The organism is Roseburia sp. AF20-18LB, from assembly GCF_003461185.1.
Lineage (GTDB): Bacteria > Bacillota > Clostridia > Lachnospirales > Lachnospiraceae > Roseburia_C > Roseburia_C amylophila.
On sequence record NZ_QTWP01000001.1, the window covers coordinates 198,475 to 216,818 of the forward strand.

General features: G+C 40.8%; 17 protein-coding genes. 2 read left to right on the forward strand and 15 right to left on the reverse strand.

Going from position 1 to position 18,344, the window contains the following annotated elements; all coding sequences use genetic code 11:
- Nucleotides 1-7: 7 nt before the first annotated feature.
- Nucleotides 8-490, reverse strand: coding sequence for a 23S rRNA (pseudouridine(1915)-N(3))-methyltransferase RlmH (rlmH, locus tag DWX65_RS01020; protein ID WP_117841040.1), 483 nt, complete (start codon nt 488-490; stop codon nt 8-10).
- 102 nt (nt 491-592) lie between these two features.
- On the opposite strand from rlmH, the gene DWX65_RS01025 reads away from it, so the two are divergent.
- Nucleotides 593-1,072 carry a hypothetical protein gene (locus tag DWX65_RS01025; RefSeq protein ID WP_118057445.1) on the forward strand — a complete coding sequence of 160 codons (480 nt, stop codon included), beginning with the start codon at nt 593-595 and terminating at the stop codon, nt 1,070-1,072.
- A gap of 46 nt (nt 1,073-1,118) precedes the next feature.
- The gene (locus tag DWX65_RS01030; protein WP_117698389.1) at nt 1,119-1,697 is read left to right on the forward strand and encodes a xanthine phosphoribosyltransferase; all 579 of its coding nucleotides are present in this window, start codon (nt 1,119-1,121) and stop codon (nt 1,695-1,697) included.
- A 68-nt stretch (nt 1,698-1,765) separates the two neighbouring features.
- Here DWX65_RS01030 and DWX65_RS01035 read toward each other — a convergent pair whose 3' ends face one another.
- The 14 genes from DWX65_RS01035 to DWX65_RS01100 all read right to left on the reverse strand — a co-directional run bounded on the left by DWX65_RS01035 (nt 1,766) and on the right by DWX65_RS01100 (nt 18,343).
- Nucleotides 1,766-2,914: a chitobiase/beta-hexosaminidase C-terminal domain-containing protein gene (locus DWX65_RS01035; protein WP_118172594.1), complete on the reverse strand. Its 1,149-nt coding sequence runs from the start codon at nt 2,912-2,914 to the stop codon at nt 1,766-1,768.
- Between the two features lie 9 nt (nt 2,915-2,923).
- On the reverse strand, nt 2,924-3,766 hold the full coding sequence (folD, locus tag DWX65_RS01040) for a bifunctional methylenetetrahydrofolate dehydrogenase/methenyltetrahydrofolate cyclohydrolase FolD (RefSeq protein WP_118172595.1): 843 nt from the start codon (nt 3,764-3,766) through the stop codon (nt 2,924-2,926).
- Between the two features lie 8 nt (nt 3,767-3,774).
- Nucleotides 3,775-5,445, reverse strand: coding sequence for a formate--tetrahydrofolate ligase (locus tag DWX65_RS01045; protein ID WP_118172596.1), 1,671 nt, complete (start codon nt 5,443-5,445; stop codon nt 3,775-3,777).
- A 40-nt stretch (nt 5,446-5,485) separates the two neighbouring features.
- Entirely contained in the window at nt 5,486-8,092 is a 2,607-nt protein-coding gene (locus tag DWX65_RS01050) for a DNA translocase FtsK (protein WP_118172597.1), read from the reverse strand.
- Nucleotides 8,093-8,105: 13 nt separating this feature from the next.
- Nucleotides 8,106-8,978 (reverse strand): undecaprenyl-diphosphate phosphatase, encoded by an 873-nt coding sequence (locus DWX65_RS01055; RefSeq protein WP_197420804.1) that lies wholly within the window; start codon nt 8,976-8,978, stop codon nt 8,106-8,108.
- Between the two features lie 96 nt (nt 8,979-9,074).
- Entirely contained in the window at nt 9,075-9,902 is an 828-nt protein-coding gene (locus tag DWX65_RS01060; protein WP_118172598.1) for a ClpP family protease, read from the reverse strand.
- A 106-nt stretch (nt 9,903-10,008) separates the two neighbouring features.
- A complete protein-coding gene (gene glgA / locus DWX65_RS01065) occupies nt 10,009-11,466 on the reverse strand; it encodes a glycogen synthase GlgA (RefSeq protein WP_118172599.1) in 1,458 nt (485 codons plus the stop codon).
- An 18-nt stretch (nt 11,467-11,484) separates the two neighbouring features.
- Complete coding sequence (locus DWX65_RS01070; RefSeq protein WP_118172600.1) at nt 11,485-12,768, reverse strand: O-acetylhomoserine aminocarboxypropyltransferase/cysteine synthase family protein; 1,284 nt, start codon at nt 12,766-12,768, stop codon at nt 11,485-11,487.
- A 90-nt stretch (nt 12,769-12,858) separates the two neighbouring features.
- The gene (locus DWX65_RS01075) at nt 12,859-13,587 is read right to left on the reverse strand and encodes a YebC/PmpR family DNA-binding transcriptional regulator (protein WP_118172601.1); all 729 of its coding nucleotides are present in this window, start codon (nt 13,585-13,587) and stop codon (nt 12,859-12,861) included.
- Nucleotides 13,588-13,620: 33 nt separating this feature from the next.
- Nucleotides 13,621-14,529 carry a hemolysin family protein gene (locus tag DWX65_RS01080; protein ID WP_022243777.1) on the reverse strand — a complete coding sequence of 303 codons (909 nt, stop codon included), beginning with the start codon at nt 14,527-14,529 and terminating at the stop codon, nt 13,621-13,623.
- Between the two features lie 66 nt (nt 14,530-14,595).
- Nucleotides 14,596-14,943 (reverse strand): type II toxin-antitoxin system PemK/MazF family toxin, encoded by a 348-nt coding sequence (locus tag DWX65_RS01085; RefSeq protein WP_022243776.1) that lies wholly within the window; start codon nt 14,941-14,943, stop codon nt 14,596-14,598.
- Between the two features lie 64 nt (nt 14,944-15,007).
- The gene (alr, locus tag DWX65_RS01090) at nt 15,008-16,177 is read right to left on the reverse strand and encodes an alanine racemase (protein WP_118172602.1); all 1,170 of its coding nucleotides are present in this window, start codon (nt 16,175-16,177) and stop codon (nt 15,008-15,010) included.
- Nucleotides 16,178-16,198: 21 nt separating this feature from the next.
- Nucleotides 16,199-17,686: an NAD(P)H-hydrate dehydratase gene (locus tag DWX65_RS01095; RefSeq protein ID WP_118172603.1), complete on the reverse strand. Its 1,488-nt coding sequence runs from the start codon at nt 17,684-17,686 to the stop codon at nt 16,199-16,201.
- A gap of 3 nt (nt 17,687-17,689) precedes the next feature.
- Nucleotides 17,690-18,343 (reverse strand): hypothetical protein, encoded by a 654-nt coding sequence (locus DWX65_RS01100; RefSeq protein ID WP_118172604.1) that lies wholly within the window; start codon nt 18,341-18,343, stop codon nt 17,690-17,692.
- Nucleotide 18,344 lies beyond the last annotated feature (1 nt).

An 18,344-nucleotide genomic window follows, 5' to 3' on the forward strand; every position in this document is an offset into this window, starting at 1 on the left:
CGGTTGCTTATTTGTGATACGGTTCATGATTAATAATCCGATAGCTCCTGTATAACTGCTCCAATAAAATAACACGCATCAGCTGGTGCGGAAATGTCATCTTCGAAAAGCTTATTTTTTCATCTGCACGTTTTAATACTTCATCCGCAATTCCAAGGGAGCCTCCAATCACAAGAACGATATGGCTGTTGCCCTTTACCATCAAGTCACTGACTTTTTCCGATAAAGCAACAGAATCCAGCATTTTCCCGTTGATTGCAAGGGCAATGACGTAGCAGTTCTTTCCCTCTAAATATTTTAAAAGACGTTCCCCCTCTTTATGACGAATCTGCTGTTCCTCTGCCTCGGATGCTCCATCCGGTGTTTTCTCATCTGCCACTTCCACAATTTCAAGCTTACAGTATCTGCCCAGTCTTTTTTCGTACTCGGCAATGGCATCCCTGAAATATTTTTCTTTGATTTTTCCTACGCATAATATTGTTATCTTCATACTTGCAGTATACCTTATTTCAGAAATACAGACAAGGTTATTGTATCGTCGGATAAAATCACTTATAATAGTATTATTATAACGAAAGGTCAGGTACATAACATGGTATACAAGGAGAAAGATGCCCAGCTGGAAGATAATCGTTCTACCGCTTATACATTCCTTGGAGTTGGAATTGCCGGTCTGATTTTTGTCATTCTTTTTGCTCTGGACATCATCAAATTACCAATGGCTGATTATATGCGTGTTATTATGATTGTTGTAATGTCTGTTCTGTTTGTTATTTTTCTTGGAATCGGAATTACACATTTCCGTAAAATCAACCAGATGTCTGCGGATGCAGATATGGAAAGCAGACGCACCAGCGAAATTATGGAATGGTTCTCTTCAAACTATACTGCGGAAGAAATCGACCATGTCAGTGGTGCTGACAGCGAGCCTTCCATGGAGCAGCGTTACTTTATCCGTTCCGACAAAATTGCCGCACTTCTTCATGCTAAATTTGCCGGTCTGCCGGAGGATTATGAAGAACATATCTTAGAAAAGATTTATGCCGCTTACTATTCAGACACCAATGAATAAACAGCAGATTTCTGCTTAAATATAATACAATCAAAGGAGTAACAAAATGAAATTATTAGAAGACAAAATTCTTGCAGAAGGAATCGCAGAAAGCGAAAACATTTTAAAGGTTGACAGCTTTATTAATCATCAGGTGGATCCTGAATTAATGAAGAAAATGGGCAAAGATATTGCAGAACATTATAAAGGAAAAGGTATCACACGTATTGCTACCATCGAAAGCTCCGGTATTGCTCCGGCTCTTATGGCTGCAGAAGCATTAGGCGTTCCACTTGTTATTTTAAAGAAACAGCCTTCTAAAATTTTAAATCATGATTTATATCAGACTGTTGTAACTTCTTATACTAAAGGAACCAGCTATGAATTAACCATTTCCGCAAAATACATCAGCGAAAATGACCACATTCTTATCGTGGATGATTTCCTTGCCAACGGCGAAGCTGCTACCGGTGCTATCCGCCTAATCCGTAAAGCACATGCCACCATCGCAGGTGTCAGTGTCTTAATCGAAAAAGCATTCCAGCCTGGTCGTGAAAAATTGGAGGAACAGGGCATCGATGTTTATTCTTTAGCAAGAGTATCCAGACTTGACAAGGGTGTCATTGAATTTGTAAAAGAAGACTAATTTTTAAAATCCCCGGAACGAAGGCAGATAAGAAACATTCTTATCTGCCTTTGTTCATCTGCCATAGCTTATTCCGGCAGATAAATGTAATTATATCTTACCACCGGGCTTGCCAGTCCATGGTCATCTACCACAAGAACAGACAACACATTATTGCCCTGTGGCATTTCAAGTGGTTCACTGTATACATCAGAATCCTGTGTTGGTGTTGAACCATCCCAGGTATAGTAAGCGGTGGAACCGGCGGGAACCTGTATACTGATGCTCTGTGCATCATAATATGTTCCGGCAGCAGGTGTCACATTAGCAGAATCCGGAGCTTCAAAAGTAATTTCATAATCTGCTTCTGCAATCTCACTATAAAAGCCTCTTGCGTCCTTTGCTACTGCTTTGATGGTATATTCTTTCTCATCCTCTAAAGAAATCGGTTCTGTATATTCCATTCCCTTTTCAATCGGAGAATCACCGTTTAACGTATAATAAATGGTACAGTCTGAGTCTGCCATCAGTTCAATTTCAATCGTATCATTGTATTCCCCGGCTTCTTCCGAAAACTCCGGAGCCTTTACTTCATAATTATCAAACAGGGATTTTATCTTATCAGAGTCTGACTGCTCATATAAATCCTGCAGTTTATCATATTCCTTTTGCTTATCATATAAGGCAATCAGCATCTGATATGCTTCTTCATTGTTCTTATCAAGGGTAAGTATCTGTAACAAATACGCTTCTTCTGATGTTTCATCTTTTCGGAGACGGTACAAATCAGCCATCCGCAGTAATACATCCACATTATCCGGCTGCAATTTCTCAGCCTGTTCAAAATAGGTCAATGCCTTGGTATAATTCTTCTCTTCCGTGTAACTGATTCCCTTCTGATACTGATAATCAAAAGATTTCTTATGGCTGTTCTGCACTAGAAGCACAATGATAACACCAATGATTGCAATAGCAATCAGAACTGATACTGTAATCAGAAGTCTTTTCTGTTTCTTTTTCTGTTCTGCCTCTTTCTTTTTCTTCTGGCTGTTTTTCAATGATTTTTTCTTCTTTCCGTTGGAAGAGGTATTCTTATTCGGTTTATCGTCTTCTTCTAATAATTCTTTTAAAATATCCTCTTCCACATTATAATCCGGAACAATCTGCGCTTCTTTTCCACATACAGAACAGTACACACAGCCTAATTTTATTTCTGCTCCACAATTTGCACACTTCATCGTCTTCTCCTATTCATGTCTCATCGATTCCACACAGTTGTTCATTAACATTGCAATGGTCATTGGTCCGACTCCGCCCGGAACCGGTGTAATCGCACTACAAAGCTGCTCAACTTCATCAAATTTTACATCACCGGAAAGTTTATTGTTCTCATCACGATGAATTCCAACATCAATGACAACTGCCCCATCTTTTACATAGGATGCATCAATAAATTCTTTTTTTCCAATTGCAACAATCAGAATATCTGCCTCTTTACAGATTTCCTTTAAATCACGGGTTTTTGAATGCGTTACCGTAACAGTTGCATTCTCACGTAGCATTAGGATTGCCATCGGTTTTCCTACAATATTGCTTCTTCCAACGATAACACAGTGTTTTCCCTCAATATCAATGTCAGAACGTTTCAGAAGCTGGATGATTCCGGCAGGTGTGCAGGAAATATATCCTTTCTGTCCAATCATCAATGCGCCGACATTTTCCGGATGGAAACCATCTACATCCTTCTTCGGAGAAATGGCACGGATTACCGCATCCTCATCAATGCCCTCTGGCAATGGAAGCTGTACCAAAATGCCTTTTACATGTTCTTCTTTATTCAATTTATCGATTAAAGCCAGTAATTCATCCTGGGAAGTCTCTTCCGGAAGCTCATAAGAAAGAGAATCTATCCCAATATATTCGCAGGCACGCTTTTTGTTTCTGACATATACACTGGATGCAGGGTCATTTCCCACCTGGATTACAGCAAGTGCTCCTGTGATTCCCTGTTCCTTTAACTGTGCTACTTCTTCTTTTAATTCATCTTTTATTTCAGCAGAAATTCTTTTTCCATCAATTAATAATGCCATGATACCTCCTAAAATAATCCTGTAATTACGCCATCATTGGTTACATCAATATTATTTGCAGCCGGTACTTTCGGAAGTCCAGGCATGGTCATAATAGAGCCGGTAATAGCTACTACAAAGCCTGCTCCGGCAGATACATATACTTCACGGACATTTACGGTAAAGCCAGTCGGTCTGCCAAGTTTTGATGCATCATCAGAAAGAGAATACTGGGTCTTTGCCATACATACAGGGAAATTGCCCATTCCAATTTCTTCAATATGTTTTAATTCTTTTAATGCAGCCTTACTGTAAGTTACATCATCTGCTCCATAAATCTCAGTTGCAATCGTCTTAATCTTATCCATAAGAGACATCTCATCCTCATACAGAGGTTTGAAATGTGCTTCTTTATGATCTAAAGTATCCAGTACTTTCTTTGCAAGTTCAATTCCGCCTTCGCCACCTTTTTCCCATACTTCAGATAATGCGAATTCACAGTTTCTTTCCTTGCAGAAGTTCTCTACAAATGCAATTTCTTCTTTGGTATCGGTTACAAAGGAGTTTAAGGTAACTACTACCGGTACACCAAATTTTTGAAGGTTCTCGATATGTTTCTCTAAGTTTACAATTCCCTTCTTTAAGCTTTCCAAATCTTCTTTTGCAAGGTCTGCCTTTGGAACCCCACCGTTATATTTTAATGCACGGATGGTTGCTACCAGTACCACTGCGTCCGGTTTAAGTCCAGCCTTACGGCACTTGATATCAAAGAATTTCTCAGCACCAAGGTCAGCACCAAAACCGGCCTCTGTAATTGCAATATCACCTAATTTTAAAGCTGTCTTTGTAGCACGGACACTGTTGCATCCATGAGCAATATTTGCAAATGGTCCACCATGAACAATGGCCGGATTGTGCTCTAATGTCTGAATCAGATTTGGTTTGATGGCATCTTTTAAGAGTGCTGCCATGGAACCGGTTGCATGTAAATCATCTGCCGTAATCGGATTTCCGTCAAAGGAATAGGCAACTATGATTCTGCCCAGACGGCGTTTCAAATCTTCCATATTGTCCGCCAGACATAAAACAGCCATAATTTCAGATGCCACTGTAATGATGAAATGGTCTTCACGTACCATACCATCCATCTTGCTTCCAAGACCGATTACAATATTTCTAAGTGCACGGTCATTCATATCCATACAACGTTTCCATACTACCTGACGTGGGTCAATTCCAAGCTGGTTGCCCTGCTGGATATGATTATCTAATAATGCTGCCAACAGGTTATTTGCGGATGTGATTGCATGGAAATCTCCGGTAAAATGCAGATTTAAATCTTCCATCGGAACTACCTGCGCATATCCACCACCTGCAGCTCCACCTTTGATTCCAAAGCACGGTCCTAAAGACGGCTCACGAAGTGCAAGTACCGCTTTTTTACCAAGTAAAGCCATCGCCTCACCAAGTCCGATACTTGTTGTGGTCTTTCCTTCGCCGGCAGGTGTCGGGTTAATAGCTGTTACAAGAACCAGTTTGCCATCTTCCCTGTCTTTTACAGACTCCCATAATTCATCGGAAATCTTTGCTTTGTATTTTCCGTAAAATTCCAGCTCATCCTCGTTTATTCCGAGCTTCTCAGCCACTTCCTTAATATGTACCAGTTCTGCTTCCTGTGCAATTTCAATATCTGACTTCATCTTCATTTCCTCCTCATGGATTGTATTCTATAAATCTTTCTTAATTACCCTCTTCAATAAATGCTTCCAGCTGTTCCGGAGACATTAACACCTGTCGCGGCTTGGTCCCTTCATCCGGTCCTACTACACCAGCTTCTTCCAGCTGATCCATAATTCTTGCCGCCCGGTTAAAACCAACTTTAAAATAACGCTGAATCATTCCAATGGAACCTTTATCTTTATCAATCAAAAGCTTTGCAGCATCCAAGAAATAAGCATCTCTGTCATTTCCATCACCAGATGCCGCATCAGCACCAGTGCTTGCGGATACAGAAATATTGTTCATCCGCTCTTCAATATCACTACTGTAGCCTTCCCCCTCATTGTGTTCCTTTAAGAATTCAACCACATCTGATACCTCTTTATCGGATACAAACGCACCCTGTACACGAAGCGGTTTCTGTAAGCCCTGTGGATAATAAAGCATATCGCCTTTTCCTAAAAGCTTTTCCGCACCGTTCATATCAAGAATGGTTCTTGAATCCACACCGGACGTTACAGAAAATGCGATTCGGGATGGCATATTTGCTTTAATCAGTCCGGTAATGACATTTACGGAAGGACGCTGTGTTGCAATGACAAGATGGATTCCTGCGGCTCTTGCAAGCTGCGCCAACCGGCAGATAGCATCTTCCACATCCCCCGGTGCAACCATCATCAAATCCGCCAGCTCGTCCACAATAATTACAATCTGCGGCATCTTCTTTGGCTTATCCGGGTCATCAATATCTTTGATTCCTTCTATTTTCTGGTTATAGCCCTTCAGATCACGGACACCGTATTCTGCAAATTTCTGATAACGGTCTGTCATTTCAGCTACCGCCCAGTGCAATGCACCTGCCGCCTTCTTCGGATCTGTAACAACCGGAATAAACAGATGTGGGATTCCATTGTATACACTTAACTCAACCACCTTCGGGTCAATCATGATAAGCTTTACATCCTCCGGATCTGCCCGGTACAAAATACTCATAATAATTGTATTGATACAGACAGATTTACCGGAACCGGTAGCTCCTGCAATCAATAGATGCGGCATCTTTGCAATGTCCGCAATCATGACTTTTCCGGCAATATCTTTTCCGGCTGCAAAAGCAATCGGTGATTTATTGGCATGAAATTCCTCTGACTCTACCAAATCACGGAACATAACCGGAATACTTTCTTTATTCGGCACCTCGATACCAATGGCTGCTTTACCCGGAATCGGTGCTTCAATCCGGATATCCGCCGCCGCAAGATTCATCTTGATATCATCGGACAAATTTACGATTTTGCTGACCTTTACACCCATTTCCGGCTGGAATTCATATCTCGTTACTGCTGGTCCGCAGTTGATAGCCGTAATTGTAATATTAATTCCAAAATTCTTTAGAGTCTCTTTTAATTTTGCTGCTGTCTGATTCAGATAATCCCTGGTATCACCAGAAGCACCTGTATTTCCTTTTTTCAGCAAATCTACCGGCGGGAATACATATCTGCCACCGGAACTTTCCTGTTTTACGATGGATTCTTCTACTGCCGCCACTTCATCTTCGATTTCCATCTTGTCCTGCTTTTTATTTTTCCTTGGCTTTTCTTCTTCCATTACAGGATGCGCCGGTTCTTTTGGCAGATTGCTTTCTGCCTTTTCTGCAACAGGTTCCGGCTCAAATGCAGGCTCAATTACCGGTTTTACCTCTGTTCTATGTATGGTTGCCACCGGCTCATTCAGTGTGTGAATTACCGGCTCCCGCCATACCGGCGGTTCCACTCCCTGACTGCCGTTGGCTGCCGTAAGTACAACTTTATTTTCTTCCTGTACCACAGGCATATCTTCGATATCACTTAAGGTAATTTCATTAATATCATCTGATTTAACTTTCTTTTTATCCGGGGATGGTAATTTGGTATCCAATGCCACACCACTTACCTTCTTCTCCATCCGCCGTCTTGCCTGCTCTTTTTCTCTTTCTTTCTCCCGCTCCTCCCGGCGTTCCTTTGCTGCATCCATTCGGCGGATTGCATCATCCTTGGCAGAATCGTAAATGACTTTTCCGCCTTTTTGCATGCCCTTCATAATAGAACGTTCCGTAATCAGCACAAGGGAAATTATCAAAACGATAATATCAATGACATAAGTACCCGGCACACCAAAATTCGGACACAGAAGCTGTTCTAATAATCCACCGATTATACCGCCACCAGCCTTATTTTCAAAGCCATAGCGGAAAGCGGATATTGCTCCTGCTTCCTTGCTGCTGTCTGTTACCATCTGCACAAACAGGCATAAAAAGGATACAAATAATACCGCCGCTACAATTTTGACTGCTGCTACTTTATTTTCCCGGTTAGACACTGCGAACACCACGGCTAAAAAGAAACAGATTGGGAATACATATGCCATTAATCCAAATATTCCAAAGAAAAAGGAACTGACTCCGCTTCCGATTTTTCCACCGATTCCAAAATTAGCAAGCAGCAAAACAATACAGACTGCCAGTGCAATCCAAAGAATCACTTCATTCCGGAAGGATTCCTGCTGTTCCCGCTGTTTTCTTGCCTTTGATGCTGTTGTTCCCGTTGTTTTTTTCTTCTGAGTTGTCTTTTTTCTAGTTCCAGTTGCCATTTCAATCTCCCGTTTACATATAGAAATATCCTCCAATTGATACCAGTCCCATTATGAGACAGTAGATGGAAAATATCGTGAATTTCTTTTTGCGCACTACTACCAGCATGGTCTTAATGCAGATATAACCGACTATCGCTGCCACCAGCGTTCCAACTATGTAATTCAAAATATCTGCAGACTGTAATGCTGCAAATTCAACATCCTTAATCTCTACTACCAATGCTCCAAGTATTGCCGGAATAGACATGATAAAAGAATATTTTACCGCAAATTTGCGGGTCATTCCGGTAGAAAGACATGCTGTGATTGTGGTTCCTGACCGCGATAAGCCCGGCATGGTTGCGATTCCCTGACTGATACCGATTAAAAATGCATTGGTATAAGTTACCTGCTTTGGTGTCTTGCCGCCATCCGGAATCCGGTCTGCAATAAATAAAAGTACTGCCGTAATAATAAGGCAGATTCCAGGAACCAGTAAAATCTGCTCTGCCGCAGACACCAGATCTTTCGCTGCAATTCCAATAATTCCGGTTGGAATCGTGGAAACAATGACAAGCATCACAAATTTCCGGTAACTATTATGCACGATTTTACGGTATGGTAAATCTTCTTTTGTTATCACACGTTTAAAAAAGGTTGCCACATTTACAAAAGAATCACCAATAATGGCAAAGCCTTCTTTAATCATGCGGAATATATCCTTATAATATACAATAAATACGGCAATCAGTGTTCCGATGTGAAGCAGAATATCAAAAAACATTCCGCCGGTTTCTATTTGAAAAAACTGTTTAAATATTGCCAGATGACCGGAACTGCTTACCGGCAGAAATTCGGTTAATCCCTGTATCAGACCTAATAAAACAGACTGTAATAATGACATAGCTGCCTCCTTGGTATCTCTTATCGCTCACTACAGTTACTTGTATAAAATTATCAACACCGTGCATTAGTATACCATATTTTGATGCGTTTGTCATTACAGGCATTCGTTTTTCTGTTCTCTTATAATCTCATGCAATTTATGAAGTGCCCGGTCGATTCCCCCCACTTCGTCAATCAGTCCTTCTTTTACTGCATCCGCTCCTACGAGAATGGTTCCAAGATCCTTTGTCAGCATGGTGGTATTCATCATGAGCTGCTCTAATCTTTTTTCGTCTGCTCTGCTGTGGAATGCTATAAAATGAATAATCCTATCCTGCATCTGCTGGAAATAATCATAAGTCGGCGGTGCTCCGATTACTGTCCCGCTCATACGCACCGGATGGATGACCATGGTTCCCGATGGCACAATAAAAGAATAGTCCGTTGAAACCGCCAGCGGCACACCAATGGAATGACTTCCGCCTAAGACAAGGGACACTGTCGGTTTACTTAAGGAAGATAGCATTTCTGCAATGGCAAGTCCGGATTCCACATCACCGCCTACTGTATTCAAAAGCACAAGAACACCATCCACCTGGTCAGAATCTTCTATTTCTGCAAGCTTCGGCAGTACATGCTCATATTTCGTTGTCTTGGTATTGGAAGAAAGACATTCATGACCTTCAATCTCACCAATCACCGATAATAAATGAATCTTCTGATGCCATCGGCTGTCAGATAAGGAAATCTGCCCGGATTCCCTGATCAGTTCCTGATCGTCTAACTGTTCCTTTTTCGATTCATCTTTTTTCCGTTCTTTGTTTTCTGTTTTTTCTAGTTTTGATTCTGTATTTTGTAATTCTGCATTTTTGTTTTCTGCATTTTTCAATTCCACATTTGGGACTTTTTTCTTTGGCAGCACTTTGTTTTCTTTCTGCTCCATATCGGATGCTCCCTTCTTTCTGTCTGGATTATTTCTCGCTACTCGCGAAAAAATAAGACAGGCAGTTTTACACTGTCTGTCTTATTATCTACATGATATTCTTTTTTTATACCGGCCAGCCCTTTAAATAATTGTAAAGGTTCTCATAACGGCACTTAGAACTCTTCCAGGAGAAGTCTTTTGCCATGCCACGGTCAATAATCTGGTTCCACTGTTTCTTCTTGTCAAAGAAAATGTGTTTGGAATAATTAATGACAGAAAGCATTTCCTCCCCATTGTAATTACTGAATGAGAATCCATCTCCGGTATTCTCATATTCATTATATGGAACAACAGTATCTTTTAATCCACCAGTCTCGCGGACGATTGGCACTGTTCCGTAGCGGAATGAAATAAGCTGTGTCAGTCCACATGGCTCAAACCGGGATGGCATTAAGAAGGCATCGGCAGATGCATATAACTTATGCGCCAGGTCATCGGAGTAACAGATATTTGCAGACACACGATCCGGATATTTCCATGCATAATAACGGAACATATTCTCATACTGACCTTCACCGGTTCCGATTACTACAAGCTGTGTAAAGTCATCTACGATACGGTCGATAACGAAGTTAATCAAATCTAAGCCCTTCTGGTCAGTCAGACGGGAAATCAGACCAATCATATATTTTTTCTTATCTACGGTCAGTCCTAAGTCTTCCTGTAATTTCAGCTTGTTATTGACTTTCTTTTTACGGAATGACTCAGCATCATAGTTACAGTAAATCTTATTATCTGTTGCCGGGTTGTAAACCTGATAATCGATACCGTTTACAATTCCCTGCATATCATAATGACGGGCGGAAAGCAGACCATTTAAACCTTCCCCATAATATTCTGTCTGAATCTCATTGGCATAAGAATCACTGACTGTGGTAATGTAGTCTGCATAAACCAGACCACCCTTTAACATATTAGCATCTTTCTTATATTCCAGCTTATCCGGTGTAAAAAGTGATGCCGGAAGTCCGGTTAACCCCTGCATGGTCTTAATATCCCATACACCCTGGAATTTTAAGTTATGAATAGTCATAACAGATTTCATACCCCAGAAGAACATATCTCCCTGAAACTCGTTTTTCAGATATACCGGAATGAGACCTGTTTCCCAGTCATGACAATGGATAATATCCGGCTGGAAGCCGATAACAGGAAGCATAGATAATACTGCCTTATCAAAGAAACAGAATTTTTCGATATCATGTCTGATATTTCCATAAGGTGAAAAACAGTCAAAATACTCTTTATTATCAATAAAGTAATATGTAATTCCATCTAATTCATATTTTAATACGCCCACATATTTGCTTGGGATATAAGAACCTGTTCCCATGTAAAAATGTGTTACATATTCAAACTGGCTCCGGAAATGTTCCGGTATACAACTATAGTTTGGAATTACCACACGAATATCCCAATACTGAGGGTCAAATTCCTTTGGCAGTGCACCACACACGTCCGCAAGCCCTCCGGTTTTAATAAATGGTACACATTCTGATGCTGCAAATAGAATTTTCTTCATTTTGCTACCCCTTTCTGCTTATACATTCTCCAATGCCTGTTCCAGGTCTGCAATGATGTCTTTTACATTTTCTGTTCCAACGGAAAGCCGGATTAAATCCGGTGCTACACCTGCTTCAATTAACTGCTCATCTGTCATCTGACGATGTGTATGGCTGGCAGGATGCAGGACACAGGTTCTGGAATCTGCTACATGTGTTACAATTGTAGCTAATTTCAGATGATCCATAAAGGATACGGATACTTCCCTACCACCCTTTAAGCCAAATGCAATAACACCACAGGTGCCATTTGGCATATATTTTTCTGCCAGTGCATGATATTTGTTATCCCTTAAGCCCGGATAATCTACCCATGCCACTTTATCATTTGCATTTAAATATTCTGCTACCTTCTGGGCATTTTCACAATGTCTTGGCACTCTTAAATGTAAAGTTTCCAGCCCGACATTCAGTAAGAAAGAATTCATTGGGGATGGAATGGAACCAAGGTCACGCATAAGCTGTGCTGTTGCTTTTTCGATATAAGCCAGCTTACCAAATTTCTGAGTGTATATAATTCCATGATAGGATTCATCCGGCTGTGTCAGCCCCGGATATTTATCCTTATATTTTTCCCAATCAAAATTACCACTGTCAACGATACATCCACCCACTGCCATGGCATGTCCGTCCATATACTTGGTAGTAGAATGAGTTACGATATCTGCTCCCCATTCAAAAGGTCTGCAGTTAATCGGTGTTGCAAATGTATTATCTACGATAAGTGGTACCCCATGTGCATGGGCAACATGTGCAAACTTCTCAATATCAAGTACTACAAGGGATGGATTAGATAAAGTCTCCGCAATCACCGCCTTGGTATTTGGTAAAAATGCCGCTGAAAGCTCTTCTTCCGATGCATCCGGATCCACAAAGGTACAGGAAATTCCCTGTTTCTTAAGTGTGGTTCCCAGCAGATTAAAGGTTCCACCATATAAGGAGCTGGATGCCACAATATGGTCTCCTGCTTCACAGATATTAAATACTGCAAAATAGTTGGCTGCCTGTCCGGATGAGGTCAGCATTGCTGCTATACCACCCTCTAAATCTGCAATCTTTGCAGCTACTGCATCATTGGTCGGATTCTGAAGTCTCGTATAAAAATATCCGGCTTCCTCTAAATCAAATAACCGTCCCATCTGGTCACTGGTATCATACTTAAATGTAGTGCTCTGGTAAATCGGTAATACTCTCGGTTCCCCCTTGGTTGGTTTCCAGCCAGACTGAATACATTTTGTCTCAATCTGATAATTCTCTTCCATCTTTCCTTCTCCTTTATACCATATGTAATATATTATTAGAAAATACCTGCATCTATCTATCATTGTCTCTGATAAATGCAGGTATCAGTTTTATTCCTCCCAGTTGTGATATACTTCCTGTACATCATCATCTTCATCCAGAAGATCTAGGATTCTCTGGATATTGGTAATATCTTTCTCGTCTGTTAAAGAAACATAAGTCTGAGGAATCATGGTAACCTCAGCACTTGCCATTGGAATATTTTCTGCTTCCAAAGCTTCACGTACTGCACTGAAATCATCTGGTGCTGTAATTACTTCAAAGCTGTCTTCCTCTTCTGAGAAATCCTCTGCTCCGGCATCCAATGCCATCATCATCAAATCGTCTGCATCCATATTGCAGTCTTCCTTGGCAATGATAATCTGACCCTTCTGGTCAAAAAGGTAAGATACACAGCCCTGTGTTCCGATATTTCCCTGACCCTTTGTAAATGCATTCCTTACATTTGCAGCGGTACGGTTCTTGTTATCGGTTAATGCATCTACAATAATTGCAGTTCCGCTTGGACCGTATCCTTCATAAGTAACCTGTACATAATTTACGGAATCACCGTCTCCGGCTGCTTTTTTAATACCACGCTCGATGGTATCGTTTGGCATATTATTCGCCTTTGCTTTTGCAATTACGTCTCTTAATTTACTGTTGTTAGCAGGGTCTGCTCCACCCTCTTTTACCGCAATTGCAATTTCACGTCCTATAATTGTAAATATTTTTCCTTTTGCCGCATCATTTTTCTCTTTCTTATGTTTGATATTGGCAAACTTGGAATGTCCTGACATAATAAATCCTCTTTTCTATCCGTATTTCGTGTATTATTCTACCATTTTTTCATCCTGCTGACAAGTCGCAGTGTCAGACTCGGCAGATTCTGACCTTTCCGGAACAACATGTACATATTTTATCATCTTATCTTCCACGGAAAGTACTTCGAAAATATAGCCTTTGTATTTTACTTCAAAGACTTCGTGCTCCGATGGAATTTTATCAATAAGCGAAATCAGAAGGCCATTTAAGGTGTCATAATCCTCATCTTCAAAATCAAGATTCAGTGCTTCCCCTACTTCCTCTAACGGTGTCATTCCATTCATTACAAATGTTCCGTCCGGTTTCTTCTCTATATAGGTATCTTCCTCATCATGTTCATCTAAAATATTTCCGACGATTTCCTCTAAGATATCCTCCATGGTGACCAGTCCGGCTGTCTGACCATATTCATCCACAACAATTACCATATGCTCTTTTGCCGACTGCATCTCCTGAAACAATGCATTGATGTTGCGTGTCTCCGGTATGAAATCCACCGGACGGATTAACCCGTCAATTTCCTTAATCGGCTTCTTTAAAAGCTCCGGTTGTCTGCTGTAGGATAAGGTCTCTTTGATATGTAATACTCCGATAATATTGTCTATGGTATCAGAGTATACCGGCATTCTCGAATAATGGCTGTCTATCACCAGAGTGATTACATCTTCAAAAATGTCATTTCCATCCAGTGCAGAAATATTTTTACGGTGTGTCATAATATCACCGGCTTCTTTATCACCAAATTCAAAGATATTATGTATCATCTCCGCTTCATTTTCCCGAAGGACTCCCTGCTCATGGCCTTCATTTACCATGGAAATAATTTCTTCCTCTGTTACATCCTCGGAATCTTTGAATGGAAGTTTATGAAAAATTTTTTTAAAAAATCCTGTATTGGGACTCCCTCCGTCATCCATTTTTGAATACTCTCCTTTTTATACATATTTCTGAAAAATATAACATTTTAGGCAAAAATAGTCAAGTTATGTATATAATTCCAGACTAATCTTCAGTGCTTTGTCGATTTTCGACAGAATTTTTCCATCCAGATGACACACCTTATCTTTTAATCGTGTCTTGTCAATGGTACGAAGCTGTTCCAATAAAATAACCGAATCTTTTACAATGTCATATTCATGACAGGACAGCTCCACATGGGTCGGCAGCTTCGCTTTATTCATCTGTGATGTGATTGCGGCACAGATAACCGTAGGACTGTGCCGGTTTCCTACATCATTCTGTATAATCAGAACCGGTCTGATTCCGCCCTGTTCCGAGCCTACTACCGGTCTTAAATCTGCATAATAGATATCTCCTCGTCTGATAATCATAATATACACTCCATAGAATAGGTTTTACTGAAAGTATTACCAATTTTATCGAGTGTATACTGTTCTAATCCTGAAAATAATCTTTATGTTCTACTTCTTTGTTGTTTTCGAAATAGATTCTTGGAATACGTTTGCCAAGACAGCAGACAAATTCATAATTGAATCTGCCGGATAAATCCCCGATTTCTTCCGCTGTAATGATTTCATCGCCGTCTCTGCCAAGAAGTGTTACCTCTGTTCCAACAACAACATCCGGCACATCAGTAACATCCACCATAAACTGATCCATGCAGACTCTGCCAAGAATCGGTACTCTTTTTCCCTGAATCAGTACAGAACCTTTGTTAGATAAAGTTCTCGGATAACCGTCTCCATAACCGACCGGAATCGTTGCCACCTTCGTCTCTCTGGTTGTGGTATAGGTTCCACCATAGCTGATTTCCCTTCCAGCCGGCAGTGTCTTTACGTAAGAAACATGACTCTTTAATTCCATTAACGGGTGCATTGGCAGTCTGTCTTTTTGCACTTCATCCGATGGCCAGAGTCCGTATAATGTAATTCCCGCTCTTACAATGTCCATATTTGCTTCCGGCAAATCAATAATTCCTGCACTGTTTGAACAGTGTGCATGATGGAAAATAACGCCTTCTTCTTTGCACATTGCAATCATTTTCTGAAACAGTTCAAGCTGCTTATGGGCACCCGTTTTGTCTTTTTCATCTGCCCTTGCAAAGTGGGTAAAAATCCCCTCCATTATTATATGTGGCAGCTTACTGATTTGCGCTATCTCTCCTGCATTTTCTTTTTCCACCTGATAACCAATCCGGCTCATTCCGGTATCCACTGCAATGTGTATTGCCACATCCTGACTTTTCTTTGTTGCAGCTTCTGAAAGTGCAACTGCCATCTCATACGTAAATACGGCAGGTTCTAATTTCTGCTCTACAATAATCTCATATTCATCCGGGAATGCAAAACCGAGTATCAGAATCGGCTTCTTAATTCCATGATTTCTTAAAATTACGCCCTCTTCCACTGTGGCTACACAGAAGCCATGGAGATACGGAAGCGGCTCTAATACACGGGCAAGTTCCGTTGCACCATGTCCATATCCATCTGTTTTAATTACCGCAAACATGCTGGTATCTTTCTTTAAAAGCCGGTGCATTGCCTCCATATTCTCAATGGCCGCATCCAGATTCACGCTGGCATATACCCTGCTATATTTTTTCATTTCATTCACCTCAAATTATTATTATGACAACACTTCGGATAATCCGTTTATAATTTCGCCTGCAGTCAGTCCATGCTTTGAAACTGTTTTGCTCCGTTCATCTGCAGCCGCTGCATGTACATATACCCCAAGCGGTGCCGCCTGCTCTGCAGATAAGCCCTGTGCCATCAGACTTCCGATAATTCCGCTCAGTACATCACCACTTCCTGCAGTAGCCATTCCGCTGTTACCGTTCCGGTTAATAAATGTTTTTCCATAAGGAATTGCCGTTACCGTTCTGCTGTCTTTTAAAACGCAGATTACATTATATTCCCTTGCAAAATCTTCCGCAACCTGTTCAATATTTTCTTTGATATAGGAAATGGCAAGCTGTTTTAACCGGGACATTTCCCCCAGATGTGGCGTTAATACCAGTTCCGTATGCGGGCGAAGAAGCTGTTCGGTCTGCTCTGCTATGATATTTAATGCATCGGCATCTACTACCATTGGTACTGCCGCATTCTTAAGTACCGTCTTTACAATACTGTGTGCCACATCACTTTTGCCAATTCCAGGTCCTAAAATAATAACATCTGCCCAGGACAGGCATTCTATCAGCTGCTGTGTATCAGCCTTTTTTGCAGAATAGGTAGTAAGAATTGCCTCCGGCACTGCTGTCTGTAAGATAATACGGTTTTCTTCCGGTGTATATATTCTCACCAGACCACAGCCACTGCGATAAGCTGCCTTTGCTGCAAGAACCGCCGCACCTGCCATATTCACGCTTCCGGCAACCAGAAGGACTTTTCCAAAGGTTCCCTTGTTCGAATCAGCAGCACGATTATTTAAAAAATTTAAATCTTCCTTTGTGATTGCATAAGCTGCAGGTCTTTTATCTAACCAGCTTTCTTCTCCAATTCCGATATCCTTAACCGTAATATTTCCGCAGTATTCTGCACCAGGAAATAATACCATTCCGGTTTTGCAGTAAGCAAAGGTTACGGTATCATCTGCTTTGAATGCACCACCTAATACAGCTCCATTATCTGCCGAGATACCGGATGGTATGTCCACCGCCAGCCGGTGGGCACTGCTCTGGTTCAGCCGTTCCATCAAGTGCACCAGTTCATCATCTAATTTTCGTGATAATCCTATGCCAAATAACGCATCAATAATCAGGCTGTAGGAATTTGCATCCTCCATTTCATCAATAAATGGTACACCATATGATGTCAAGATTTCATACTGTTCTTTTGCCTGCTTTGAAAAATGTGCTTTATTTCCATAGATATATACTTCAACCGGAATGTGGGATAAGTATAACAATCTTGCAATTGCCATACCATCGCCGCCGTTATTTCCGGTTCCACACACTACCAGCACGCGGTTACATGAAATTTCTTTTTCCTGTATTACTTCTATCGCAGAAAGTGCTGCCCGCTCCATCAGAACCATGGATGGCACTTTAAAATGTTCGATTGTATTGGTATCACATGTTTTCATTTCCCGGGAATTTACAAGATATTCCATAAATTAATTCCTTTCGTCCGCATTTTCCACCGCTTTTTTTCCCTGCAGACGGTCTTCATCTTCCTGCCGCAGATCAAATATATTTAAAATATCCACACCAAAAATATCATGCATATAAGAATAAATCTGCCGGTTGTTGATTTCACGGTTCTGTTTTTTGATGATATTTTTCTTAAGTTCTACCCTTACCTTATCAATCCAGGCCGTAATTTCATCTGCTTCTTTGCTGTTCTGTCTTAGTCTCTCATAGCAGTAACGCATGCTTTCTAACATAAGTTCCTGATTTGCACTGTTTATATTTCGTGGAAGTTCAATTAATTCATCCTCAATTTCTTCCATTTTGACATTGACTTCATCAATCAGTCTCTTGTCTTCATCTAATTTTCTGGAAGAAAGATCCCCCTCATTTTCTTCATGAGTTCCTTCCATGTTGACAACAATGCTTTTCATTAACTGATTCTTTGTCTTTTTCAGCTCTTTCAAATCATTATTAAGCTTTCCCTGCTGTTCTAACAACTGATTTACCTTTTCTTCCAGCCGCTTGATTTCACTGGTTTTTCCGCTTAACGCAAAAAGTCTGTGCCATTTCTGATCCAATACAAGTATTGGTACTTTTCTGCTTTCTAATGCTTCCAGAAATTCCTTGTCATCTTTCATG